The organism is Acinetobacter sp. ANC_7553 (genome assembly GCF_056779895.1).
In genome coordinates this window covers 194,313-219,962 of sequence record NZ_JBWYIV010000001.1, presented here as the reverse complement: position 1 = coordinate 219,962, position 25,650 = coordinate 194,313, and the positions used below count along the sequence as shown (strand labels likewise).

Annotated in this window: 26 protein-coding genes and 1 other RNA gene; 6 read left to right on the top strand and 21 right to left on the bottom strand. The window is 38.4% G+C overall.

Annotation, left to right across the window (positions count from 1 at the left end; all coding sequences use genetic code 11):
• Positions 1 to 56: 56 nt before the first annotated feature.
• The 5 genes from mfd to AC1M9I_RS01050 form a co-directional block, all read right to left on the bottom strand.
• Positions 57 to 3,515: a transcription-repair coupling factor gene (gene mfd / locus AC1M9I_RS01070; protein ID WP_481594659.1), complete on the bottom strand. Its 3,459-nt coding sequence runs from the start codon at positions 3,513 to 3,515 to the stop codon at positions 57 to 59.
• A 101-nt stretch (positions 3,516 to 3,616) separates the two neighbouring features.
• Positions 3,617 to 3,967 carry a hypothetical protein gene (locus AC1M9I_RS01065; protein WP_180027816.1) on the bottom strand — a complete coding sequence of 117 codons (351 nt, stop codon included), beginning with the start codon at positions 3,965 to 3,967 and terminating at the stop codon, positions 3,617 to 3,619.
• Between the two features lie 99 nt (positions 3,968 to 4,066).
• Entirely contained in the window at positions 4,067 to 4,852 is a 786-nt protein-coding gene (locus AC1M9I_RS01060) for a glutathione S-transferase N-terminal domain-containing protein (protein WP_180027815.1), read from the bottom strand.
• Between the two features lie 30 nt (positions 4,853 to 4,882).
• Complete coding sequence (gene rraA, locus AC1M9I_RS01055; RefSeq protein WP_481594611.1) at positions 4,883 to 5,392, bottom strand: ribonuclease E activity regulator RraA; 510 nt, start codon at positions 5,390 to 5,392, stop codon at positions 4,883 to 4,885.
• Between the two features lie 11 nt (positions 5,393 to 5,403).
• On the bottom strand, positions 5,404 to 6,069 hold the full coding sequence (locus tag AC1M9I_RS01050) for a Rossmann-fold NAD(P)-binding domain-containing protein (RefSeq protein WP_481594610.1): 666 nt from the start codon (positions 6,067 to 6,069) through the stop codon (positions 5,404 to 5,406).
• 215 nt (positions 6,070 to 6,284) lie between these two features.
• On the opposite strand from AC1M9I_RS01050, the gene rpsT reads away from it, so the two are divergent.
• On the top strand, positions 6,285 to 6,554 hold the full coding sequence (gene rpsT / locus AC1M9I_RS01045) for a 30S ribosomal protein S20 (protein ID WP_035263646.1): 270 nt from the start codon (positions 6,285 to 6,287) through the stop codon (positions 6,552 to 6,554).
• Positions 6,555 to 6,632: 78 nt separating this feature from the next.
• On the opposite strand, the gene AC1M9I_RS01040 is transcribed toward rpsT, so the two are convergent.
• From AC1M9I_RS01040 to AC1M9I_RS01030, 3 genes are all read right to left on the bottom strand, one after another.
• A complete protein-coding gene (locus AC1M9I_RS01040) occupies positions 6,633 to 7,370 on the bottom strand; it encodes a histidine phosphatase family protein (RefSeq protein WP_481610540.1) in 738 nt (245 codons plus the stop codon).
• Between the two features lie 61 nt (positions 7,371 to 7,431).
• Positions 7,432 to 8,280, bottom strand: coding sequence for a 3'(2'),5'-bisphosphate nucleotidase CysQ family protein (locus AC1M9I_RS01035; protein WP_180027811.1), 849 nt, complete (start codon positions 8,278 to 8,280; stop codon positions 7,432 to 7,434).
• Between the two features lie 324 nt (positions 8,281 to 8,604).
• Positions 8,605 to 8,742: a hypothetical protein gene (locus AC1M9I_RS01030; protein ID WP_481610539.1), complete on the bottom strand. Its 138-nt coding sequence runs from the start codon at positions 8,740 to 8,742 to the stop codon at positions 8,605 to 8,607.
• 297 nt (positions 8,743 to 9,039) lie between these two features.
• Here AC1M9I_RS01030 and AC1M9I_RS01025 point away from each other — a divergent pair, with 297 nt between their 5' ends.
• The 4 genes from AC1M9I_RS01025 (at position 9,040) to AC1M9I_RS01010 (ending at position 12,039) form a co-directional block, all read left to right on the top strand.
• On the top strand, positions 9,040 to 9,732 hold the full coding sequence (locus AC1M9I_RS01025) for an HAD-IA family hydrolase (protein ID WP_481610538.1): 693 nt from the start codon (positions 9,040 to 9,042) through the stop codon (positions 9,730 to 9,732).
• Positions 9,716 to 10,156, top strand: a complete 441-nt coding sequence (locus AC1M9I_RS01020; RefSeq protein ID WP_481594607.1) for an RNA-binding S4 domain-containing protein — start codon at positions 9,716 to 9,718, stop codon at positions 10,154 to 10,156. The genes AC1M9I_RS01025 and AC1M9I_RS01020 overlap by 17 nt, the downstream gene beginning before the upstream one ends.
• A 145-nt stretch (positions 10,157 to 10,301) precedes the next feature.
• Positions 10,302 to 11,345, top strand: a complete 1,044-nt coding sequence (recA, locus tag AC1M9I_RS01015; protein WP_035263652.1) for a recombinase RecA — start codon at positions 10,302 to 10,304, stop codon at positions 11,343 to 11,345.
• A 67-nt stretch (positions 11,346 to 11,412) separates the two neighbouring features.
• Positions 11,413 to 12,039 carry a regulatory protein RecX gene (locus tag AC1M9I_RS01010; RefSeq protein ID WP_481594606.1) on the top strand — a complete coding sequence of 209 codons (627 nt, stop codon included), beginning with the start codon at positions 11,413 to 11,415 and terminating at the stop codon, positions 12,037 to 12,039.
• A gap of 27 nt (positions 12,040 to 12,066) precedes the next feature.
• Here AC1M9I_RS01010 and ffs read toward each other — a convergent pair.
• Positions 12,067 to 12,163, bottom strand: an RNA gene (ffs, locus tag AC1M9I_RS01005) — signal recognition particle sRNA small type.
• A gap of 285 nt (positions 12,164 to 12,448) precedes the next feature.
• Here ffs and AC1M9I_RS01000 point away from each other — a divergent pair.
• Positions 12,449 to 13,276 carry a YbgF trimerization domain-containing protein gene (locus AC1M9I_RS01000; protein WP_481594605.1) on the top strand — a complete coding sequence of 276 codons (828 nt, stop codon included), beginning with the start codon at positions 12,449 to 12,451 and terminating at the stop codon, positions 13,274 to 13,276.
• A 47-nt stretch (positions 13,277 to 13,323) separates the two neighbouring features.
• On the opposite strand, the gene lpxA is transcribed toward AC1M9I_RS01000, so the two are convergent.
• From lpxA to rimO, 12 genes are all read right to left on the bottom strand, one after another.
• Positions 13,324 to 14,112, bottom strand: a complete 789-nt coding sequence (lpxA, locus tag AC1M9I_RS00995) for an acyl-ACP--UDP-N-acetylglucosamine O-acyltransferase (protein WP_035263657.1) — start codon at positions 14,110 to 14,112, stop codon at positions 13,324 to 13,326.
• Entirely contained in the window at positions 14,109 to 14,591 is a 483-nt protein-coding gene (gene fabZ, locus AC1M9I_RS00990; RefSeq protein WP_035263658.1) for a 3-hydroxyacyl-ACP dehydratase FabZ, read from the bottom strand. Before fabZ ends, lpxA begins: the two co-directional genes overlap by 4 nt.
• 1 nt (position 14,592) lies before the next feature.
• Complete coding sequence (lpxD, locus tag AC1M9I_RS00985; RefSeq protein WP_092766345.1) at positions 14,593 to 15,663, bottom strand: UDP-3-O-(3-hydroxymyristoyl)glucosamine N-acyltransferase; 1,071 nt, start codon at positions 15,661 to 15,663, stop codon at positions 14,593 to 14,595.
• Positions 15,664 to 15,666: 3 nt separating this feature from the next.
• Positions 15,667 to 16,155, bottom strand: coding sequence for an OmpH/Skp family outer membrane protein (locus tag AC1M9I_RS00980; RefSeq protein WP_481594604.1), 489 nt, complete (start codon positions 16,153 to 16,155; stop codon positions 15,667 to 15,669).
• Positions 16,156 to 16,184: 29 nt separating this feature from the next.
• Entirely contained in the window at positions 16,185 to 18,707 is a 2,523-nt protein-coding gene (bamA, locus tag AC1M9I_RS00975) for an outer membrane protein assembly factor BamA (RefSeq protein ID WP_481594603.1), read from the bottom strand.
• 41 nt (positions 18,708 to 18,748) lie between these two features.
• Positions 18,749 to 20,104 carry an RIP metalloprotease RseP gene (gene rseP, locus AC1M9I_RS00970; RefSeq protein WP_481594602.1) on the bottom strand — a complete coding sequence of 452 codons (1,356 nt, stop codon included), beginning with the start codon at positions 20,102 to 20,104 and terminating at the stop codon, positions 18,749 to 18,751.
• 1 nt (position 20,105) lies between these two features.
• The gene (ispC, locus tag AC1M9I_RS00965; RefSeq protein ID WP_481594601.1) at positions 20,106 to 21,302 is read right to left on the bottom strand and encodes a 1-deoxy-D-xylulose-5-phosphate reductoisomerase; all 1,197 of its coding nucleotides are present in this window, start codon (positions 21,300 to 21,302) and stop codon (positions 20,106 to 20,108) included.
• The gene (locus tag AC1M9I_RS00960; RefSeq protein ID WP_035263666.1) at positions 21,303 to 22,127 is read right to left on the bottom strand and encodes a phosphatidate cytidylyltransferase; all 825 of its coding nucleotides are present in this window, start codon (positions 22,125 to 22,127) and stop codon (positions 21,303 to 21,305) included. It lies immediately after the preceding gene.
• 2 nt (positions 22,128 to 22,129) lie between these two features.
• Entirely contained in the window at positions 22,130 to 22,876 is a 747-nt protein-coding gene (gene uppS / locus AC1M9I_RS00955) for a polyprenyl diphosphate synthase (RefSeq protein WP_481594600.1), read from the bottom strand.
• 8 nt (positions 22,877 to 22,884) lie between these two features.
• Positions 22,885 to 23,439 (bottom strand): ribosome recycling factor, encoded by a 555-nt coding sequence (gene frr, locus AC1M9I_RS00950; RefSeq protein ID WP_035263669.1) that lies wholly within the window; start codon positions 23,437 to 23,439, stop codon positions 22,885 to 22,887.
• Positions 23,440 to 23,515: 76 nt separating this feature from the next.
• Entirely contained in the window at positions 23,516 to 24,244 is a 729-nt protein-coding gene (gene pyrH, locus AC1M9I_RS00945; protein ID WP_035263670.1) for a UMP kinase, read from the bottom strand.
• 47 nt (positions 24,245 to 24,291) lie between these two features.
• Positions 24,292 to 25,635, bottom strand: coding sequence for a 30S ribosomal protein S12 methylthiotransferase RimO (gene rimO, locus AC1M9I_RS00940; protein WP_481594599.1), 1,344 nt, complete (start codon positions 25,633 to 25,635; stop codon positions 24,292 to 24,294).
• Between the last annotated feature and the right edge of the window lie 15 nt (positions 25,636 to 25,650).

Below are 25,650 nucleotides of genomic sequence, written 5' to 3'. Positions count from 1 at the left end.
CTGTCAGCCAGTGCATTTTGAGCAACGAACAAGTATAGATTCAAGCCCAACTTAGATCAGTTAAGCCCTCTCATCAATTCATCTAAAAGATCATTAATAAACTGAATTCTTTTGTCATTTTCCTCAAGCATAACCATCACTTTCAGACGTTGACCACCGTCCATTCTAAAAAATGTCGGATGTTTTTGCATCATTTGGATAATACTCATCGCTTGAACAGGAGTATCAGGTGAAAATTCAATTTGGCCACCCTGCTTACTCAAATCAATCTTGGTAATACCTAATTTTTCTGCTTTTATACGCACCTGATGAACAGTAAAAAGATATTTCACTTGTTGAGGTAGCACACCAAAACGATCGATAAGCTCCATACGGATATGATCGAGTTTTTCTTGTGTATCCGTGTTACTAATTCGCTTATAGAACAATAAACGCTGATGCACATCACCTAAATATTCATCTGGAATTAATGCAGGCATATGTAAACTAATTTCAGCCGTGAGTGACAAAGGGGCATCAAAGTTAGGAGTCTTACCATTTTGGATGGCTTTAGTCGCTTTCTCAAGCATTTCCATATATAGACTATATCCAATTGCATGCATTGAACCACTTTGCTGCTCACCTAGAAGCTCGCCTGCTCCACGTATTTCTAAATCCTCTGTTGCCAATACAAAACCAGCGCCTAAAGTAGAAGCACGCTGAATGGCATCAAGTCGTTTTTCAGCATCACCTTTTAAGCCTTTAATAGACGGAACCATCAGATACGCATAGGCTTGATGATGAGAGCGCCCCACACGACCACGCAGTTGATGAAGTTGTGCCAAACCTAGCTTGTCTGCTCGCTCGATGATAATTGTATTGGCATTTGGTACATCAATTCCCGTTTCAATAATGGTCGAACACACCAATACATTATATTCTTTATGATAAAACTGCTGCATGACCTGCTCTAACTCACGCTCACGCATTTGACCATGCGCAACTGCAACCCGAGCTTCAGGAACTAACAACCGAATATTTTCAGCCGCTCGTTCAATGGTATCCACTTCATTATGCAAAATATAAACCTGACCACCACGTAATAGTTCACGCAAGATCGCCTCTTTCATCGTGGCATCGGTCTGCTCATTGACAAAGGTCTTAACAGCAAGACGGCGTGCAGGTGGTGTAGCAATAATTGAGAGGTCACGCATACCTGAAAACGCCATATTTAACGTACGCGGGATTGGCGTAGCTGTTAGCGTCAGCATATCTACATCGGCACGCATCGCTTTAATACGTTCTTTATCTCGCACACCAAAGCGATGTTCTTCATCAACAATCATCAATCCAAGTTGTTTAAACTGGACATTTTCCTGCAAAATTTTATGTGTTCCAATAACGATATCGACTTTACCGTCTGCCAAATCTTCGATCGTTTTTAAATGTGTTTTATTTGAACCAAATCGAGATAACACTTCAATACGGATAGGCCAATCAGCAAATCGGTCTTTGAAGGATTCATAATGCTGTTGTGCAAGTAAAGTTGTTGGAACTAAAACAGCAACTTGCTTATTGTTTTGTACAGCAACAAAAGCAGCTCTCATCGCCACTTCTGTCTTACCAAATCCAACATCACCACAGACTAAACGATCCATTGGTTTAGCTTGTTGCATGTCGTATAAAGTCGCTTCGATAGCATTCGCTTGATCAAGCGTTTCTTCATAAGCAAAACCACTGACAAATTGCATATAAGCAGTGTGGTCTAGTTCAAATTCGATGCCTGGTTTTGAATGACGTCGTGCTTGAATATGAAGTAGTTCGGCTGCAACATCATGTATTTGCTCTAGTGCTTTGCGCTTAGCTTTATTCCAAGCATCAGTACCAAGTTTATGCAGTGGTGCTAAATCAGGATCACCTCCACTGTATCGACTAATCAGATGCAAATTGGTGACAGGAACATAGACTTTGGCATCATCAGCATAATTAAGTTGCAAAAATTCGTGGTCTTGATCATCAATACATAAATTCACTAATCCCGCATAGCGACCTACACCGTGATCAATATGAACTACAGGTGCACCTATACTTAATTCAGTTAAACTTTTAACTAAGAACTCTTCAGAAACTTCATGCTGGCGTTTTCTACGGCGTTGTACAACACGATGCTCATAGAGTTGATTTTCTGAAATGACAGATATTTGTCCTTTAATCTCCAAGCCACGTTCAAGTGGTGCATGCGTTACTGCTACTGAATATTGTTGATTAATAAATTCCTGATAATGCTCTACAACAGGAATTTCACCCATACTCGCTCGTAAGGAGTCCTTTAACGATTCACGACGTCCCGCACTTTCAGCGACGAGTAAGACAGGGTGTTGCGCAGCATCAATAAATGATTTTACAGCATGAAAAGGCTGTTGATGTTTAGGCTCTACCGCTAAACGAGGTGGCTGTTCAGCAGAGGTATTAATTACACCCGCTTTAGGTTCAAAAACTTCGTCAAATGCGATAATACGAGGAAACTGATTGAGTTGTTCAAAAATTTGATTTTGTTGAAAGAAGATTTGTTCTGGAGCTAATAAAGGTTGATCAACATTATGACGTCGGTCTTCATAACGCTGATAAATATCTTTCCAAAATTGAGTTAATTCACTTTCAATATTTCGATCTGTAATGACAATGGAATGATTTGGTAAGTATGATGTAATACTACTTTGTTCTAGCATTTCTTTTTTTGAAAAGAACAGCGGAAAGTAATAGTCCAATCCGGGTGAAGATATACCCTCCATTACATCCTGATAAATTGGATTCTTTTTCGGGTTCGCCGTTGGAAACTCTTCAGCATAACGGTCTCGAAATTGAGCTCTACCTTCTTTTAAAGGAAACTCTTTAGCTGGTAAAACCTTAAAATGTTCAAGTTTCGTCGTGGTCCTTTGAGTTTCTGGATCAAAAAATTTCAAAGAATCAATTTCATCATCAAACAAATCTATTCGAATTGGAGCATCTTGCCCTGAAGCAAAAATATCAACTAAACTTCCCCGAACAGCAAATTCTCCATGATCATATACAGTATCGACCAAATGATAACCAGCCTGAATCAGGCGTTGTTTCTGCTTTTCTAAATCAAATTTTTGCCCAACGCTAATATCAAAATGCTCACCTAACACCCAAGACGTCGGCGCAACACGTTGTGCCAAAGTTGTGCTTGAAATGAGTAGTATCCCTTTTGCTGGCATATTAGAGAGCACTGATAATCTTTCTGAGACAATATCTTGATGCGGAGACAACCGATCGTAAGGTAAGATCTCCCAATCTGGAAAGATGGTGGGCTTCACACCATAAAATTCAAGTTCACTCTCAAGTTGAGCTAAATGTTGATTATTTCTAGCTACCAGAACAAAGAGTCGATCAGAGTTTTGACTTATTTCTTTTAAAAGCAAAGCGATGGCAGAGCCTTTAAGCGCCCCTAACCATCTTTTTTCGCCAGATTTTATTTGTGATAGATTAAGTTGAGAAATTTCTTTTTGGAACATGAAGATCGCTTTAAAAGTCTGGTAGGACATTGCACTATTTTATCATGTTCAAAATCGAGAATGAGTTATTTTTAGATATCACAAACATTCAGTCGCAAACATTAGCGCTCACGTTTGAATTCACGATAATAATCATTGAGCAATATCACGAATTTTTTTAACTGTTCTAGATTCTGTTGATTATTACCTAATCTCGTAGTAAAACGACCTGTATTCAACTCGAGATCTATTTTCTCTTTGATCAACATTCCCCGATAAAATAAATTTTCCAAATCATCAAAACGAGTAACCTTTCGGTTCGAAAAATATGACAATCTTTCATTTAGTTCATTCAAAACAACGTCATCGATAATATATCCTAATTCAGGATCATGACGAATTTGATGGGTCTGTAAATAAACTTGCTCAGCCGATGGTTTTTTTTGAAACAAATCAGAAATTTTTTTAAACATAGTTCGGTAAGAAAAGCTGAAAACTCAAAATAATGTTTTATCTTAGCATTTGGTCACGAATACACCTATATTCATGACCAAAAAGCACTCAAACTAAAATTAACCGTAATTTTTTCTTAAATATTCTACAATCTTCTTCGATTCGAACAATTTTACGCCTGTATTAGGATCAACTAAATACGGGACTTGTATATCCTTCCCCTTGCGATTCATTACCTTTACAACCTGCTCGCGTTTACCGCCAGCCAAAGGAATATATTTCCCAGGCTTCAATCGTAAAATCGCTGGTCCTTGATCCTGCCAACGTTCTTTAGCAACATTATGAAACTTAAATGGTAATTCAAGTTCTGTGAGTTCAGCGCGCACGATTCTGGTGTATGGACTCGCTTCAAACCCCCACAGCTCAATTAAATGCTCGGGTTGTGGTCTCTGCTTAATCGCTTTATTTATAAAAATCCCACGAGCACCATTAATCAGTGTTCCAGCTAGAGCAACTACAGGCAATTTGGGGTAGTGTGAGAATTGCTTCGGTGTTTGACCTGTCTCACCATAATGCTTAAAAAGATAGTGAATAATATCCTGAGACTCGTAAAGTTTAGCCCCAGTATTTTCATCAATTAAAAAAGGAAATTGAATCTTACCACCAAGTGTTTTTACTTGATCTCGATAGACCCTTCCACCTTTCGGACAAGGATACACTTCGTAGTCAAGATTAAGTAAAGTCAACACCTCTCTTACACGACGACAGAATGGTGATCCTTCAAATTCGTAAAGCTTTAATGCTTTTTCTGGCTGTTTAGGAAACGGTGTACCTGAAGTCCCACGTCCACCTTCTGCAACAGCTGAAGCTAGCGCCTGAGCCACTTTTAATTGATGAATCACCATACTGATTACCTCGTTTTTGTTTTATTTAAATTAATCGACTAATTTTGTCTTGGACACAATAATTCCATTATTGTCTGCATAGATATAATCACCTGGTTGGATTGTGATATTTCCAATTTGAATCGTGATATTGGTTTCGCCCACCCCTTTGCGATTACTTTTTTGAGGTATAGCCGCAAGTGCGTGCACGCCTAGATTTAAACTCGCAATAGCATCAACATCTCTAACACAACCATTAATAATGACACCACCCCATCCATATTTAACGGCAGACTCAGCAATCATATCTCCCATCAATGCACAACGTATGGAAGAACCACCATCTACAACTAAAACTTTGCCTTGCCCATCTGTAGCGAGTAACTCTTTTACTCGTGAATTATCCTCAAAACATTTAACAGTGACAGCTTCACCCCCAAAGCTTTTTACACCGCCGTAACTTTTGAAGAATTTTCCATCAATAGATGGATACAATACTTGAATATCTAAATCAGGATGGTCATCCAGTAAATCACACGTCACAAATGTTGGCGTTGTCACTTTTTATACCCTCAGTTATGTTTTTGAATCTCTAAATTATCATAAATCTTAATTTTTTCATTTTGAGTTCTTGCGCTCACGACCATAGTATTAGCGACTTGCTCTGCTGTCACTGGCTTATATTTGAATGTATTTGGCAGAAATTGCGATACTCGCTTGAAAATACTCTGAGAAATATCTTCGAGTGTCCTTGTTTCAGCTCTTTCACCAATTAAGAGTGAAGGTCGAATGATCGCCAATTGATAGAGTGATAATGATTTTAGATAATTTTCTAACTTTCCCTTCACTTGATTATAGAAGAATGGAGATCTTTCATTCGCACCTTCCGCACTTACAATTGCAAAAAAAGTATCGGTATTCACGAGCAAATCAGCAAAATGAGCATTTATCTCAAAATCGATATTGTAAAAATTTTCTTTAGAGCCTGCTTTTTTAATTGTACTTCCTAGGCAACTAAACGCATGTGAGAATTCAGAAGCGTCCTCATCATTTAACATTAAAAAGTCATCAATGACCAACTGATCAACTTTGGTGAACTGTTCAAATTGTTCATCATGCTTACGAACAACTACGACAATTCTTTCGCAATCTACCAATTGATTCAAATGATTTACCAAAGATCGACCAACTAAACCAGTTGCCCCTATAACTATTGCACTTTTAATATTTTTAATCATTTTTTCGCCATTCCTTCCAATATTTATCTAATCTAACGTGCTAACCGCATTTTATCTGCATCAAAAATGTTGTCAAAGCATGTCAAGACTTGACTTTGCCGCATCATTTAATCACAATATGGCACTTGTTTACGGGCTGGTGTAAATTCTTCTAATGTTTGTATTTAGTTGAAATTTCAGCCCGCCCAGACCAATCAATTTCAAGGAGTGCACGAGTGGCAAACTCTGCTCAAGCAAAAAAACGTGCTCGTCAAAACGTTAAAGCACGTAAACACAACGCAAGCTTACGTTCTATGGTTCGTACTTACCTTAAACGCACAGTAGCAGCGATCGCTGCAGGTGACTATGCAGCAGCTTCTGAAGCTTACAAAACTGCAGTACCTGTAATCGACCGTATGGCTGACAAAGGTATCATCCATAAGAACAAAGCTGCTCGTCATAAGAGCCGTTTAAATGCACAAGTTAAAGCTCTAGCTTCTAACTAAGTTGCGTTAAAAAAAGCCCTTTAAGGGCTTTTTTTATATTTTAAATTTATCAACAATACTTAAATAATATTAAAATTACTATCTTTCTTGCTCTATAAATTCACGAATAGACAGCTCATTACATTCACCACGCCATATCCATTTCAATTTTGCATCTATGAATGCTTCACCTTCAAACCAAACAAACAAACCTTCCATCATTTCTGGCCAATCCTGCTGAATAATCTGTGTTTTACCTGAAATCACAGCCAGAATACCAGCCAGAATAGTGTCATGGCTAACCGCCAAACTTAATCCATGATTCTGTTGAGGGTGAGTTTGATAAAGCAAATGTAAAACATCAATCACACCTGTAATTGGCTGCTTCATCCCAGGTAAAGTATTGTTTACAAAGCTATTAATAAATCCCAAAGCACCTTGTTGCTTAAAATATGGCGCAGCTTGTTCGATATCTAAAACGAAGCTACCAGGCTCGACCAAAAGCCCCTGCTCAACAATTTTAATATGATGGGTATTTGACTTAGGATTGATTTGATCAGCACCTTGAATCATCAGTGCTGCAGTATCAATACAACGTTGAATTGGACTAGAAATACAGTGTTCAATCACACGATCTGTTTGATCAATAAGATAAGCCCCCCAAGCCTGTGCCAAATCCTTACCTTGATCTGTTAATTGCAAATCATATCCAGCGAGTCCTTGGCCCACCACCATTTCACGAATTGAGTGGCGAGTAAATAGTGTAACAGGCACAGCAACATCGGGCAGTAAATCAACCGCTCTGAGCATACTTGGAGGAAGCAACTTCAGCGACATAATAATTCTAATAAATGAAATTAATTTGACTATAACACGATGAAATTATAGTTCCACTCCCCTAAAGTACATTTGACAACGCATCTAAAGCCAATTGCCTCATTTCAGGATCACGATAGGCGATAAAACCATTATTCAAAACAGTATCACGCTGATTATAGGTAAATGGCACAGAATCCAAGGTCAACAAACCACCTCCTATGCTCTCTAGCAAGCCTTGTCCAGCACTGGTGTCCCACTCGGAGGTTGGATGAAATCTTGGGTAAATATCTATTTCACCCTCAAGCATCATACAAAATTTATAAGCACTTCCAGCTTCACGACGTATAACCGGTATTTCTCTTTCAATATAATCAATATAGTGTTGATACTTAGGATTTTTACTACTATGACTCAGCCCAATTTGGATGGCATCGACTGGTGAGGCTTTAAATTTGCAATATTTTTCCCAAATATTGTTCATAAATGAATATTTATAAGGAAGATCCGTCAAATAGCCCATATACATAACTTTCTCAGTCGGCACGACTATGACTGAAAATACAGTTTGATGGTTCTGAATAAGACTCAGATTAATTGTAAATTCATCACGTTCATGAATAAACTCCTTCGTACCATCCAAAGGGTCTAGCATCCAACATTGAGGCCATTCATGTCGCTCTGAATAATCACTTTCTTCAGAAATGATTGGAATATCAGGTGTAAGTTTTGCAAGCTCTCTGAGCAGATATTGATTGACCTTTAAATCTGCTTGAGTTACAGGAGAATGATCATCTTTTTCGTTGATTTTAAAATCACGTCCAGCACAATAATTTTGATATTCTTCTAATAATATTTGGCTTGCAACAGCCAAAATCGGAACCAAATTTAACATTTGCTGATCTTGGGGAGCATGCGTTGTGATAAACATGGATAAAACCTATTTTTGTCTTTTGGCGCTACACACTCTAAGCATGACGATTATATTAAGAACCTCAGCTTAAATGCAGCATGATTTAATTTGCATTTTTGGATTTATATTTATAGTAGCAAACCTATAAAATATAACCACTTTGAAACACATAACCCATTTCAATCATAAGAACTCTAACACTTTTAAAACAAAATCCGAAGCGTGATTGCCAACAACCCTCAATTCATCTTAAATAACACCCGCAATAGTTCCAAAAATCAGAGCGCACCTTAGAGTCAGTATCAAAATAAAAAACAAGCCTTCTTAAAGAAGGCTTGTTTTTTATTTTTGCTCTTTGACTGGACTTTCAGGCTGTTCATTCGGTTTTTTTACAGGCTCTTTATTTTTAAAAGAGTCCTGATTCCCTTTATCCTCATTAGATTCTTTGTGTGGTTTCGAACTATTATCATGATTTGTCATACTTCAAACTCCTATGCACCATTTTCAAAAAATATGATGCATTCATCGCGACTTCTATACTATTTTTGTATTCATTCTTAAGATCTAAATTTGTGACCTTACACATCCAATTCGATATAATACGAATGGAATGAAATATAGAAGTCACCACGCACACCCATTCTTGAAGTTCAATTTTAAAATGCTGATGCGAGTCCAACCTTTTGCATCAAATGATGGTGTAAATCGATATTTAAATAACACCCATTTTGTTGTTTTTATTTGTGCTAAATTGCAACAATACCTGAGGAAAGATGAATGAATAAACCCATCATCATGTTCGACATGGATGGAACCCTACTCGATCTTGCTTTTGACGATTTAATTTGGAATCACAAACTCCCTGAGCGACATGCCAAAACTCATCAAATCAGTTTAGAACAGAGCAATCAAATTCTATTTAAATTTTATCAAGATCATAAGCACACGCTCGATTGGTATTCTACGCGCTTTTGGACAGCCAAAGTCGGCGTTGATACCTTTCAGCTTCAACACGATCACAAAGAATTCATCAAGCCGAGACAGGGATGCATTGCGTTATTATCAAGCCTTAAGCAAGCTGGATACCGAATGTGGTTAGTCACCAATGCTGATGAAAGAGGTTTGGCATTGAAAATGAATCAAGTTGACCTCACCTCTTATTTTGAAGTGATGATCAGTAGCGAAACGATCAGTTTTGCTAAAGAGCGTTTTGAATTTTGGGATCAATTACAGAAAATGCACCCATTTGAACCTCGTCACTGCGTTCTCGTTGATGATACAGCGGTAGTACTCGAAGGTGCTAAATCTTTTGGTATCGAACACCTGATCACAATTACCCAACCATCTAGCGCTCAACCTGAGCGCGAAAGGTCTAAACTTCAGTATCCTGCAATCAATGATCTAAGATCATTAATCCCCTATTTAGACCAAATTAACCATGAGAAAGAAATGAATGTCAAAACAGCATGAAACTAAAATCACAGATTCAATGCGAATTGATAAGTGGCTTTGGGCAGCACGCTTTTTTAAAACCCGCTCAATTGCCAAGGCAGCAATCGAAGGTGGTAAAGTTCATCACAACAATGATCGCGTTAAAGTTTCCAGAGAAGTACGTGTAGGAATGGAGTTAACGATTCAGCAGGGATTTGAAAAGAAAACCGTCATTGTGAAAGCATTATCATCTGTACGAGGCGGGGCACCTGCTGCACAATTACTCTATGAAGAAACTGAAGTCAGTATCGCGCGTCGTGAGTTGCTTTCTACACAAAGAAAATTGCATAATCTTGCACGACCAGATCATCGTCCAAGCAAAAAAGATCGACGTGATATTACAAGATTCCGTCAACAAAATGGTCAGCAATATGACGAAGTTTGGTCATACGATGATGAATAAGTTAAAGCGACAAATATTGTCGTTTTGAAGTTTAAAATTATAGAACAGTCCTATTTTTTCTGTCACTATAATGCCGTGGACATTAGACTTAATTAAAGACATCCACTTAAGTTATCAGTGATTTACATCGTTTTGAGGTTATGAGATGGATGATAATAAAAGCAAAGCACTGAGTGCTGCTTTAAGCCAAATTGAAAAACAATTTGGTAAAAATACGGTAATGCGCCTTGGTGACAATACTGTTCAAGCTGTAGAAGCTGTATCTACAGGTTCTCTTACATTGGATATCGCACTAGGTATTGGTGGTTTACCTAAAGGCCGTATTATTGAAATTTATGGTCCAGAATCATCAGGTAAAACCACCATGACACTTCAAGCGATTGCGCAATGTCAAAAAGCAGGTGGTACTTGTGCATTTATCGATGCTGAGCATGCTTTAGATCCTCAATATGCTCGCAAACTTGGTGTAGATATCGATAACTTATTGGTGTCACAACCTGATCACGGTGAACAAGCACTAGAAATTGCAGATATGCTGGTCCGATCTGGCGCTATCGACTTAATTGTTGTCGATTCTGTAGCAGCCTTAACCCCTAAAGCCGAAATTGAGGGTGAAATGGGCGACTCTCATATGGGTCTACAAGCGCGCTTGATGAGCCAAGCATTGCGTAAAATTACAGGTAATGCAAAGCGCTCCAACTGCATGGTGATCTTCATTAACCAAATTCGTATGAAAATTGGTGTCATGTTTGGAAGTCCAGAAACCACTACTGGTGGTAATGCGCTCAAATTCTATGCTTCTGTACGCTTAGACATTCGCCGTATTGGTCAAGTAAAAGAAGGTGATGAAATAGTTGGTTCTGAAACACGCGTTAAAGTGGTGAAGAACAAAATGGCACCTCCTTTCCGTGAAGCATTATTCCAAATCATGTACGGTAAAGGTACAAATCAGCTTGCTGAATTGGTCGATCTCGCTGTACAACAAGAACTTGTTCAAAAAGCTGGTGCTTGGTATTCATACCAAGGCAACAAGATTGGACAAGGTAAGAACAACGTGATTCGTCACCTTGAGGAAAATCCTCAACTTGCACAAGATCTTGATCGCATGATTCGTGAACAGTTGTTAACCACAGCGACACCAGCCCCAACTGAAGAAAATGACGAAGAAGCAGATTTATTTGAAGTATAATTTTTCAAAAATTTGAAATCGAAGCGCCCAAATTCTGGGCGCTTTTGTTTAAGTGCATGGATTTAAAATGTCAGAGAAGTTTCCCAAGTTCATTCATTATGAGCAATTAAAATCAATAATGAATGAAGATGAACCTCAACATCTCATCAATGATCAACACTCGACTAGTCAACACCTAACCGATCAAGCACCAGATGAATGTGATTTAGATGATACTCATTCATCAGTTCTAGCACAGAATAAAGGCTTAACAGGGACTCGTTTGAGATCGTATGCATTTGCAGTCTTAACTCGCAAAGAATACTCAAAAAAAGACTTAATCGATAAACTTGCTTTGTATGCACAAAATAAGGAAGAGGTTTTGAGCTTAGTTGATGAGCTAGCGCGAGAAAATTATCAAAGTGATGCTCGCGTTGCAGAAATGACGGTACGCAGCCAATTACGTAAAGGAAAAGGTCCAAATCGAATAAAGCTAGCGCTTAAAAGCAAACACGTTGATAAAGCGTTGGCTGAACCAGAAATGGAAGAAATAGATTGGTATGAACAAGCATACTTATTGAAGGTCAAAAAATATGGCTATGAAGTTGCTCAGGACGCAAAATTAAAAGCAAAACAAATTCGCTTTTTACAATATAGAGGCTTTGAAATGGATGCGATTATGAAAGCTATAAAAAGAAAAGAGAATGGAGAATAAGAAATAAAATTATTATAATGGTGGCAACCCTACTAGCAAAACTCCGGCACATCATAGTTCTGATACCGTTGCTACCTTCCGGTCCTGGCGGGGTTCTCAGAGTACAATTGCGAAGCCACCAGCAGGGCTACCATTGCAAGAACAGAGTATAGAGATTTTTAACGATCTTGCAATACCATAATGGGCTTTAAAGGCACTAAAAAAGTTCAAGTGAATATTTACTAATCTATTAACAACAAACTTGATATTTTTCATCTAAATAACTTCAACTTAAATTTCTTCATTTATACAGTTTCATTGTAAATTTATATTGATTTTAAATGCTATGACGTTTTTAATGATCTGATTATTAAGAATTGAAAATACTCAAAGTTCAAATTTGAGTATGGATACAAATGGAATAATGAACATGCTCAATAAGCGTACTTTTCTTGCACTAGCATTGATGAGCTCAACATCAGTTTTTGCCAATATTCCTATCGAATCAAAAGGATTAAGCCAAAATTCAAGTTTGAACCAAACAGCAGTCGCAGTGAATAACACCGCTACCGCTCCTACCAACACCAGTTGGCAACTTATCCAACAAAATCAACGCTTAGAAAATCAAATTCGTGCACTTCAAGGCAAATTAGAAGAACAAGAACATCAAATTAATCAACTGACCAACGAATTAAAAAATCGCTATACAGATCTAGATCAAAGATTAGAACTCCTCCAACAAAAAATTGATCCTGTTGAAAAGTCCAATGCCGAAGATTCTAATGCCGCACCACCCGCTCCCAATGAGCCAACTGCACCAAACACTAGCACTAACTCAAATACCACAGCATCACAAAATGCAACGAACTTGAATCAAACCAACCAACAAGAACTTGATAAAGCAGCTTATACAGTTGCCTTAGATGCATACAAACAAGGTGGCGCAAAAAAAGCTATTGCACCTATGCAAAACTTTGTACGTAACAATCCAAATAGTGTGTATACAGGTAATGCCTATTTTTGGTTAGCTGAGTTCAATTTAGCAATTGAACCACCCAATTATGAAGAAGCAAGAAAACACTATGAAACTGTCGCTTCGAAGTTCCCAAATTCAGGAAAAGCAGCTCGATCTTTGTATCAGCTGTATAGCATCGCGAAAGATGTAAATAAAAATGTTCAAACTGCTGAAATTTACAAAAATAAATTATTAAGCACATATCCTGACTCAGAAGAAGCTGGATATTTCAAAAAAAGTTAAATAAAAAAGACATCATAAGATGTCTTTTTTTATGTTAGCAAAAGCCCTTAACGAACAATACCGCGTTTAGATTCATTCAGAGAATCTATAAGGAGCTGTGCTTCAGAAACATTTGGTAGAATTTCAGCAGTAATCTGCTCAATGGCTTGTTGTGTCGTCAGACCACTTTTATAAATCAACTTAAATGATTCTCTCAAACCATTGATTACATCTTTAGACCAACCCTTACGACGCATACCTTCTACATTCATTCCAAATGCATGCGCCGGATTACCAGACACCATCACATAAGCAGGAACATCCTTCAAAATCAATGATGCTCCACCAATCATGCTATATGAGTCGATTTTACAGAATTGATGAATACCGGAGTTGCCACCGACAACAACGAAGTCACCAACATGCACATGACCTGCGACACCAACATTGTTTGCAAAAATGTTGTTATTACCCACCACACAGTCATGCGCAATATGCGTATTCACCATTAAAAGGTTATTACTACCAATTTTAGTAATACTTTGATCCTGCACTGTACCGCGATGCAGACTGCAATGCTCACGAATTTTGTTGTTGTCGCCAATCTCAAGCCAAGTTTCTTCACCAGCATACTTAAGATCCTGACACACCTCACCCACACTGGCAAATTGGAAAATTTCGTTTGATTTACCGATGCGAGTATATCCACCAACCACCACATGAGAATGTAACACTGTCCCACTATCAATCGTCACATGAGGACCAATAATCGAATAAGGACCAATTTTTACATCAGAAGCAATCGTTGCCGTAGGATCAATAATTGCTGTAGGGTGGATTAAATCACTGTTACTCATGCTTGCTCTAATTTCTGATGAGAAATAATAATTTCAGCTGTCGCTGCAATTACACCATCAACGCTCGCACTACAAAGATACTTGTAAATACCACGTTTCTGCATTACAAGCTCTGATTTTAACACGAGTTGATCACCAGGAACGACTTGTTTTTTAAAACGAACTTTTTCAGCGCCAGCAAAAAGAAAAAGTGAACCAGGTTTGGGTTTTTCATTGTTCATGATAAAGCCAAGAACGCCAGAAATTTGTGCCATCGCCTCAACGATTAAGACACCCGGCATGATTGGATAACCTGGAAAATGACCTTGCATAAACTCTTCATTTATGGAGACATTTTTAAATCCGACAATTCCATTCTCAGTCACTTCTGTAACACGGTCTACCAATAGAAATGGATAACGATGCGGCAAATATTCACGAATAGTTTGAATATTCATCGGCAATTCAGGAATTGAAAAAGATAAAGTAGACTCTGTCATATTATTTACGCAATTTTAAAGTTGATTCGATTGACTCTAACTGAGCCTGCATATCATCTATTTGTTTGACTAATTTGGTCAATGGCACATCTGCTAATTGTCTTAGACGAACAACTGTTCGTTTCCAACGAGAATTTTCGAGCAATCCCATTCCTGAAGAATATGTACCAGCTTCTAAAATGCTACCTGTGACCATTGACATTCCAGTAAGCGTTACATTATCTACAATTTTTAGATGTCCTGAGATACCACAAGCACCTGCAAGGATACAGTTTTTGCCAATCACAGTACTGCCCGCGATACCGCATTTTGCAGCAATCGCAGTATTTTCACCGATTTGAACGTTGTGTGCGACTTGCACAAGATTATCAATAATCACACCATCATGAAGTATAGTGTCATCCAAAGCGCCACGATCAATACTACAGTTAGAACCAATTCTGACATCATTTCCAATTTGAACAGACCCGAGTTGAGCAATTCGGTTCCACTTACCTTGATAAGGAGCAAAGCCAAAACCCTCTCCGCCAATTACGGTATTCGCATGGATACGAACACGTTTAGCAATTTTAGATCGACCCGTAATCGTGACATGCGAATCAATGAAACAATCCTCACCGATTTCAACATACTCATCAATTTTAGTTTGCGAATGAATTACTGTATTTGAACCAATCACTGCATGTGGGCCAACTACAACGTAATGACCAATGTATACATTATCTCCTATCATAGCACTCGGATCGATTACTGCGGTGGCCTCGATACCACGTTGCACAGTTTTAGATTCAAACACATGAGTTAAAATCGCGAAAGCAAGATACGGATTTTGTACGACAATAAAATTATTATGCTGATTAAGCTGAGCCTGCATCTCAGAAGTGACAATTAACGCACCTGCTTGAGATGAAATCGCTTCGTCTAAATACTTATCAGAATTTACAAAAGAAATTTGGTTTGAGTTCGCTTGAGTTAAACTTGCAAGACCCTCTAGCAACAGATCTGCATCACCAATAACTTGGCCTTGTACAAGTTTGGCCAAGTGATCGAGACGAAATTGATTTGATTTCATTGACTATTTGATTGCATTAACCTTTTGAATCATTTTAGCAGTTAAATCGTATTTTGGGTCATATGCCAAGGCAGCATTTTTATTTAAAACTAAATCAAGATTATTTTCTTTGCGCAATTGTTCAGCAACTTGTTTAATTCTTGAGTCAAAAACTTTGTTTGTATTTTGAATGGTGCTTTGAACACGTGATTGAACAGTCTGTTGCAAAGATTGAAATTCGTTCATCTTCGTTTGATATTGAGAGGATAGTTGCTGGGCATTAGATTGATTGGCTTGAGCTGATTTAGCCAAAGCTTCAATTTCTTTACCTAACTGTTCCAACTTTACCGTTTGCGGTTTAATTGTCTGCTCAAGCTGAGTATTCTGCTGCTTTAAATACGTGCTATTTTCTACCACTTTTTCTAAATCGATTACCCCATATCCTGCTGCATGTGCAAAGCCAACTACAGATGTGAGTAAAGCCGTTGATATCATTGTTTTAAATATATTCATTATTATTCCTTTTAAGGCAAAAGGCCGTACTAGAAAGTACGACCAATTTCAAATTGAACAGACTTAGTTTCATCACCAGGCTTATCATTCAGTGGGTACGCATAGCTTAATGATAGTGGACCAATCATCGTAATCCATGTGAAGCCTACACCAACACTATAACGCATATTTCCGGCATCGAAGCCAAAGTTATCTTTACAGTACTGTCTAGCATCGAATGCCGTCGGATTGGTTGCGCCAAAATAAATATTTCCAGTAGGTACGTCACATTGAGTGTCGAACACTTGAGCACCTTCTGCAAAAATAACAGGACGGACCTGTCGCGCCCAGTCGCCTTTAAAAGGAACTGGTAAGATTAATTCAGTGCCAAATTGAACTAATGCATTACCCCCCACCTCTTCAGGGTTTCTATCTTCTCTAGTTAGAGCAGCATCTGTAATACTCGGATATTTTGGACCTAATGTACTATTATCGTAACCACGAACAGACCCATAACCACCAGCGTAATAGTTTTTATAGAATGGTAAATCATTACCGAAACCTACCTTACCATAACCACGCCATACAAAATCCTTTCCTAAAGGAATAAAGGCTTGAGTATCGTATGTTACCTTCTGATATTCAACATCACTACCCGGCAATGCAATCTCTGCATTAACACGATGAGACATACCCGACGTTGGGAAGCGTGGATTATTTAATGTGTTATAAGACCAACCTAAATTTAAACTATAAGTAAAGAAATCACCTTTAAACTCATTACCGTACTCAACTTCAGGTTCAGAGCAAGGTTCATAACCAATTACATTACCGTTATCATCTTTAATTGGCTCTAAGTCGACTGGACAATACTTACCAGTACTTGTTTCCCTACCACCATTGGCAAGTAAATAATCACGTACATAAGTAGAAACAAATGGACCAGTCGTTACTTCAGTTTGATCAATATTAATACCAGCACTTAAGCTCTGATTCTCATCAATTGGGTAACCAAAGCTCAGACCACCACCGAAGCTATCTGTAACATAATTGTTAACGTTATAATCTTCGTCTAATTTCGTCTTACGATAATAGAGATTGTAACCACGGCTGACACCATCAATTGTAAAGTATGGATCAGTAACACTTAGGTTATAATAATCTTGTGTCTCAGAACGAGAAAGATCAATCGCTACCCGGTTACCTGTACCTAAGAAGTTAGTTTGACTTAAGCCTGCTTGGAATGTGATACCACCATTTTGCGAATAACCAACAGCTAAAGTACTTGATCCTGAGTGTTGTTCTTCAACAGCGATATTCAAATCGATTTGATCAGGCGCTCCTGGAACACGTACAGGCTTAACATCAACTTTGCTGAAAAATCCAGTACGCATCAAACGGACTTTTGAAAGATCAATTTTTTCATTACTCGCTAATGCACCTTCCATCTGGCGCATTTCACGACGTAAAACCTCATCAGCAGTCTTGGTATTACCTGTAAAATTAATACGTCTAACCATAACTTGCTGACCCGGATTGATGTAATAATTCAAATTAACTTTTTTTGTTTCATTGTCAATTTGAGGCACAACATTAATTTCCGCATAGTAATAACCAGCATTACCATACTTACGCTGTAATAACTGTTTTACTGCATTCACCAACTCTTGTGAGTAAGTTGCATCATCTTTATAAATCTTTAGTGCACGAAGATCTTCGTCTTTATATAAAGCATCACCTAAAAATTTGGTTTCACCAAATTTAAATTGCTCACCCTCATTCATTGAAACTTCAATGAAAATATTTTTTTTATCTTCACTGATATTCAAATTAGAGTTGGTAATTTCAAAATTGATATAACCTTTATTAAGGTATAAAGCTCTTAATGCTTCAAGGCTTGCTGCCATTTTTTCACGCGCGTAGCGATCATTTCTGGAAATGACAGATAACCATCCGCTTTCCTTGACAGCAAAGACTTGCTTAATTTCATCGTCTTTAAATACAGTATTACCAATTAAATTAATTTCAAAAACTTTAGCTGGTTTACCTTCAATGAAATTAATATTGACATCTACACGGTTATTAGCTTTTGCAACAGTTTCAACCTGAATATCAGCATTGTAGCGACCTTGTTGTGAATACTGTTGTTCAAGCTCGGTTTCTAGCGTCTGAAGTGCAAATTTAGTGAGCACCTCACCTTCAGCTAGACCCATTTTCTTCAAGCCCTCTTCCAAGGCTTCTTTTGGAATGAGCTTATTACCCTTGAAATTGATTTTAGAAATAATAGGACGTTCAACGACTTTGAAAACCAAAACATCGTTTTCTTTGAAAGCTTGAATATCATCAAACGAATTAGAGGCATACAACGCACGGATCGCATTCGCAATCACTGGATCATTAATGCGATCCCCAGCATTCACCGGTAACATTGCGAGTACATTAGCTTGCGTTAGTCGAACTAATCCATCAACACGCACATCCCGCGCGATAAACTCGTCTGCTGCATATACTTGTTGTACTGCTGCCATTGCGCTAACGAGTGCCAATGGCATAAATAAATGTTTGTGCTGCATGCCTATTGTTTTCCAGTAAGTTAATTATCCATCTATAACGCTTATAAACGCATAAAATCATTAAATATTGCGAGAAACATCATACTTCCCAGCAACACCATACCAATTTTTAATCCAACCAATTGTATTTGTTCAGAAACAGGTTTACCACGAATTAATTCAATTATGTAATAAACTAAATGCCCACCATCCAACATCGGAATCGGAAGCAAATTTAATATCCCCAAACTCACACTCATTAATGCCATAAATGAAATGAAAGTTTGCCACCCCATTTCAGCACTTTGACCTGCAACTTTAGCGATCGTAATTGGACCCGAGAGATTATCCAACCCAATCAATCCACGAATCATTTTGACAATTGAGCCTAAGATCATAGATGATAATTGACCCGTTTTCTCAACCGCAACCACAAAAGCTTCCGCTGGATTATATTGAATTGTATGCTTATATTCAGCAGGAATATTGATCTGACCAGATTGAGCTTGAACTCCCAACATTCCTGTCGTATTCCCCATATTATCGCGCTTCCCTTGGGGCATGACCTTTAATTGAACGATCTCGCCTTGACGCATCACCTCAATATTCAATAGTTTTTCTGGTGATTTTTGTACTATATCAACAACTTCAAACCAATCGTTAATTTTTTTATTATCAATCGCGACAATTACATCACCTTCTTTCATCCCTTGGCGTATAGCAGCACCATCTTCAGATAATTTATGCACAACTGGTTGAATATGAGGTCGATATGGTAAAAATCCCAAGATTTCCAAAGGTGATTGAGACTGATCTTTTAGAAATTGCTGAATCGGTAAATTAAAAGTTTGTACCTGACCATCACGATCAGCTTGAATTTGAATCGTACCAGTTTCACCTACGCGATCAATCAGCGCATAATTCAATTTTTCCCAAGTTGGCGTCGCAGTTCCATCCACAGCTATGATTTTATCACCAGAACGCATCTCTACTTGTTCGGCTGGCGTATTTTCAATCACTTTACCAATTCGAGTGTTTAATTGTTCTTGTGCTGGTAAGAATAGAATCCAAAAAAGTAAAACAGCAAAAATTAAATTAACAAGTGGCCCCGCAGCAACGATTGCTATACGTTTTAAAGGGGATTGCCGATTAAACGCATACGGTAAATCTTCCGCACTTACATTACCTTCACGCTCATCCAGCATTTTTACATAACCACCTAAAGGTAATGCAGAGAGCTGATATTGGATACCCGATTTTTTAGAGGTCCACTTTAAAACTGTTGGACCAAATCCAATTGAATACACAAGAACCTTAACGCCAAGTTTTCGTGCTACCCAGTAATGTCCAAATTCATGAATTGCAATCAATGGACCTAGAAGCAAAATAGCCGCGACGATAATGAAAAGTATATTCATCTTAGGTACTCAGTGAATTCGTGAGTTGAATAGCATAGCGACGTGCAAGCGCATCAGTCTCTAAGATTAGCTCTAAAGAATCAGCATTTGAATTTTGAACATGATTCAAAGTGGATTCAACAACTTTAGGAATATCTAAAAATTTGATTTTATTTTTTAAAAATGCTTCAACCGCAATTTCGTTTGCAGCATTTAAGATCGCAGGCGCCAATCCTCCAGATTTCATTGCTTCACGAGCCAATTGCAGCGCTGGAAATCGCACAGTATCAGGCTGCTTAAAATTAAGCGTATCGTTTACAAATAAATCAAGCGAAGGAACATGTGTTTCAATCCGATCTGGCCATGCAAATGCATGTGCAATCGGCGTACACATATCAGGATTACCCATTTGAGCCAAAGTACTACCATCAACATACTGAACCATTGAGTGAATAATACTTTGTGGGTGCACAACCACTGTAACAAAATGTTCTTGAATTGAAAATAAATGACAGGCCTCGATCAACTCGAGACCTTTGTTCATTAGCGTTGCCGAATCAACTGATATCTTCTGCCCCATAGACCAATTAGGGTGCTTACAAGCCTGTGCAGGTGTCACCGTACTGAGCTCATCAAGCGTATGATGCAAAAATGGACCGCCAGAAGCAGTCAACAAAATTTGTGAGACACCTAACTGGGGTTTACCAGCTGTATCTAATTGCAAATAATTTTGAGGCAGGCACTGAAATATTGCGTTGTGTTCAGAATCTACAGGTAATAATAAGGCATTATTCTCTTTGGCAGCCTTCATCATGATGTCACCAGACATCACCAACGATTCTTTATTTGCTAGAAGAACACGCTTACCAGCTTGAACAGCAGCGAGTGTTGGCAATAATCCTGCCGCACCCACTATCGCCGCCATCACGATATCAACCTGAGGATGCTCAGCAACAGCGATTAAACCCGACTCATCAGAGAGAATTTCGGTTGAAGTGATATTTTTTAATTTGAAAAATTGATGTAGTTCATCCACCTTGCCTGAAGGTACAACAGCATACTGTGGATGATATTGTTGACATATTTCGCTTAACTGCTCTACACGACTAAATGCAGATACCGCAAAAACATTGTACTTCTCTGGATGTCGATCAATGACTTTTAAGGTACTTTGTCCAATTGAACCTGTTACACCTAATATACATACTGATTGAGACATCTATAAATCTACACCAACAAGTTTTAAAACAAATATTCCCGCAGCAAAAATAGGTGCGGCAGCAAGCAATGAATCAATGCGATCTAATACACCACCATGACCAGGCAAAATACGACCTGAATCCTTAATACCTGCACGACGCTTAATCATTGATTCAAATAAATCACCTTGAACTGAGCTAAATACTGTCAGCACAGATAGGAGTAAAAATAGAATATGCTCTACTGCGGTTAAATCTAAATAGTTAAATTGTACAAATAAGATAACAATGATGACTGTAATTACACCACCGATTAACCCTTCAATAGATTTATTCGGGCTCACCTCAGGTGCAAGCTTACGCTTACCAAGCTTCCTACCTACAAAATACGCCCCACTATCAGCACCCCACACTAAGAGGAATAGATACATGAGCCACCAAGGTGAACTTATCCAGACTTCGTATATTGCCGATACTGCAGCGCTAATAATCACTACACCAATCCAATTCAGTGAAGTGTTATACCACGCATCATAAAGAGGATATTGCTTAACCCAATAAATGGTAATAACCCAAGTAATAATCGAAGCACTCCACAACAGCAGTACTAGATCATCAAAATAAAGCGCAATTGCAGAAAATACCGCAGTGATTACACCAAAGCATCCTGCTTTAAATTTATTCACTTGATCAGTTTGACGAGGCATGAGTTTAAACCACTCATAGCCAGCCCCCCCGGCAGCGATAATCATTAACGCTAACATTGGATAAATGGATGTAGTTGCAAACATACAGCTCAAGACTACAGCCACTAAAATCAATGCGGTAATTATCCGCTCTAACATTATTAGTTCTCTATTTTCTCTTGTTGGACCTGCTCAGAAGTTTTTCCAAAGCGCCTTTCTCGCCCTAAAAACACACCAAAGGCATGATCCAATTCTTCTGTTGTGAATTCTGGCCACAACGTCTCAGTAAAATACAATTCAGCATATGCAGATTGCCATAATAAAAAATTAGACAACCGATAATCACCACCAGTACGAATCAATAAATCGACTGGAGGTAAGTCACCTAAACTGACATGCTGAGCAAACAAATCAACATCAACTTGAGCAACATCAATTTTTTGTTCTTTGACGAGTTGTGCGATTGTTTTAGCAGTTTGTGCGATATCCCACATTCCGCCATAACTCACAGCAATTGTGAGCGTCATTTCTGTGAAAGTAGCAGTCCTTTGTTCTGCTTGCAACATTAATTGTTGCAATTCTGGCGACAAACGAGAGCGATCCCCAATGAATCTTAGTCCAATTTGGAACTTAATCATTCGAGGGATTTGTTCATTAATCGTCTCTTCCAACAGTTTCATGAGCAAATCAACTTCGTATTGAGGTCGATTCCAGTTTTCACTTGAGAAGGCATAGACAGTAAGTGCTTTCACACCCACTTTACGACAATGCTCTACAATCGGATCAAGGACATTTTTTCCTTCACGATGTCCATCACCTTTTTGTAGATGTTTCTTTTTTGCAAAACGATTGTTGCCATCCATAATGATGGCAACATGTTGTGGCAGAAGCTCTGCTGAGATGGTCATTATATAGCTTAGACCTTCATCAACTCTGCTTCTTTTGCTGCTAAACGCTTTTCAACTTCAGCAACAAATTTATCTGTGATTTTTTGGATTTCATCGCCCGCACGACGCTCATCATCTTCAGAAATTTCTTTTTCTTTCAACAATGCTTTAATATCACCCAATACATCACGGCGAATATTACGAATCGCAACTTTTGCATTTTCAGCTTCGTTACGTGCCACTTTTTGCATATCACGACGTGTTTCTTCAGTTAATGCCGCCATTGGTACACGAATTGAATCAGCAGTAATTGGGTTCAAACCTAAATCTGACTCACGAATTGCTTTATCAATTGCAGCAACCATAGTGCGCTCGAAAGGTTGAACAAGCAATGTACGCGAATCTTCAACACCAATGTTAGCAACTTGGTTTAATGGCACATCAGAGCCATAGTAAGGAACCATTACGCCATTAAGAATTGATGGATGTGCACGACCTGTACGAACTTTAGCAAAACCATGCTCTAATGAGTCCAATGATTTATTCATGCGCTCTTCAGCATCTTTTTTAAGATCGTTAATCATGTGATCTTCCTTACCTAATTCTCAAAATTTAAATCAAAATAGTGTTTAGTATAAATAGCTTTGAAAGCCACGTACATCAATTAGTAACGTGAGTACCTTCTTTTTCACCCATAACCACTGATAATAATGCACCTGATTTATTCATATCGAATACTTGAAGTGGAACATTATGGTCACGGCATAAGCAAATCGCGGTTAAATCCATTACACCAAGTTTCTCATCTAAGACTTGGTCAAATGTCAATGCATCATATTTAACAGCATCTTCGTATTTGCTTGGATCTTTATTGTAGACACCATCCACCTTCGTCGCTTTGAGAATTAAGTTAGCCTCAATCTCAATACCACGTAAACATGCAGCCGTATCTGTCGTAAAGAATGGATTACCAGTACCCGCAACAAACACACAAACTTCACCATTATTTAAATGACGAATCGCATCACGGCTAGAATATGATTCTACAACTGTACCGATTGGTAATGCTGACATTAAACGGGTTTTGATATTACGACGTACCAATGCATCTCGTAGCGCCAAACCATTCATCACAGTTGCCAGCATACCCATTTGATCACCTGTTACGCGACCAACCAATCCATCTTGCTGTAATTGGCTACCACGATAAAGGTTACCACCACCCACAACGATACCAACTTGCACACCTAGACCAACCAAGTGAGCAATAGATAAAGACATTTGATCAAGGACTTGTGCGTCAATACCCATATCTTTATTGCCTGCTAGCGCTTCACCCGAAAGTTTTAGCAGAATACGACCAAAGCGTGGTTTTTTAGAATCTAACATTACAAACTCCAATATCCGAATTCATTTATATGTATTACTTCAAACAATTATGCGGTTTTAATTTCAATCAATTCTGCATAAAGGTCGTATTCATCCGCATCAGTGATTTTCACAACCAGTAAATCACCTGCTTTAATCTTGCTTTTATCAATATCTTCCACAAAGACATTTCCATCAATTTCAGGGGCATCTGCATAAGAACGCGCCACTGCAACTGGAAACTCTTCTTCTAGATCATCAACCAGCACAGTCATGGTTTGACCTATACGCTTTTGTAGTTTTGCAGCAGAAATTTCTTGCTGAACCTGCATAAAGCGTTCATAGCGTTCCTGTTTAATTTCTTCAGGCACATGATCTGGAAGATCATTTGCAATTGCACCTTCAACTGGAGAGTAAGTGAAACAACCAACGCGATCAAGCTGAGCTTCTTTCAACCAATCAAGAAGTTGCACAAAATCTTCTTCAGTTTCACCTGGGAAGCCCACAACAAATGTTGAACGAATGACTAAATCAGGACACTTTTCACGCCAAACTTTTAAACGCTCTAGTGTGTTTTCACTATGCGCTGGACGCTTCATTAATTTTAAAATTTTAGGGCTTGCATGTTGGAATGGAATATCTAAGTAAGGCAAGATCTTACCCTGTGCCATCAAATCGATAACTGCATCAACATGTGGATATGGGTAGACATAATGCAGACGTACCCAAATACCCAATTGACCTAATGCTTCACACATATCATAGAACTTAGTTTTTACAGGCTGACCATTCCAAAAATCAAGCTTGTATTTCGTGTCTACACCATATGCCGATGTATCTTGAGAAATAACCAAGACTTCTTTAACACCAGATCGTTTTAAAGCCGCCGCTTCTTCTAATACTGAACCGACTGGGCGAGATACCAGATCGCCACGCATACTTGGAATAATACAGAAGGTACAACGATGGTTACAGCCTTCAGATATCTTCAAATATGCATAATGTTTTGGTGTTAATCGAATACCTTGTTCTGGCACAAGATCAATAAACGGATTGTGTTTAGGAGGTTCTGGAACATATTGATGCACAGCTTCCATTACTTCTTGATAAGCTGCTGCACCAGTAACTTTAAGTACGTTTGGATGCATTTGACGAATTTTTTCTTCATCTTTACCCAAACAACCTGTTACGATGACGCGACCGTTCGCACTCATCGCCTCACCAATCGCGTCTAATGACTCTTGTACTGCAGATTCAATAAAACCACAGGTATTAACAACAACTAAATCAGCACCGTCATAATCCGACGCTACATCATAACCTTCAGTTTTTAACTGAGTAAGAATTCGCTCGGAATCTACCAATGCCTTAGGACAACCTAAAGAAACAAAACCGACTTTGGGGGATTTCATGAATCTGCGCTCCAC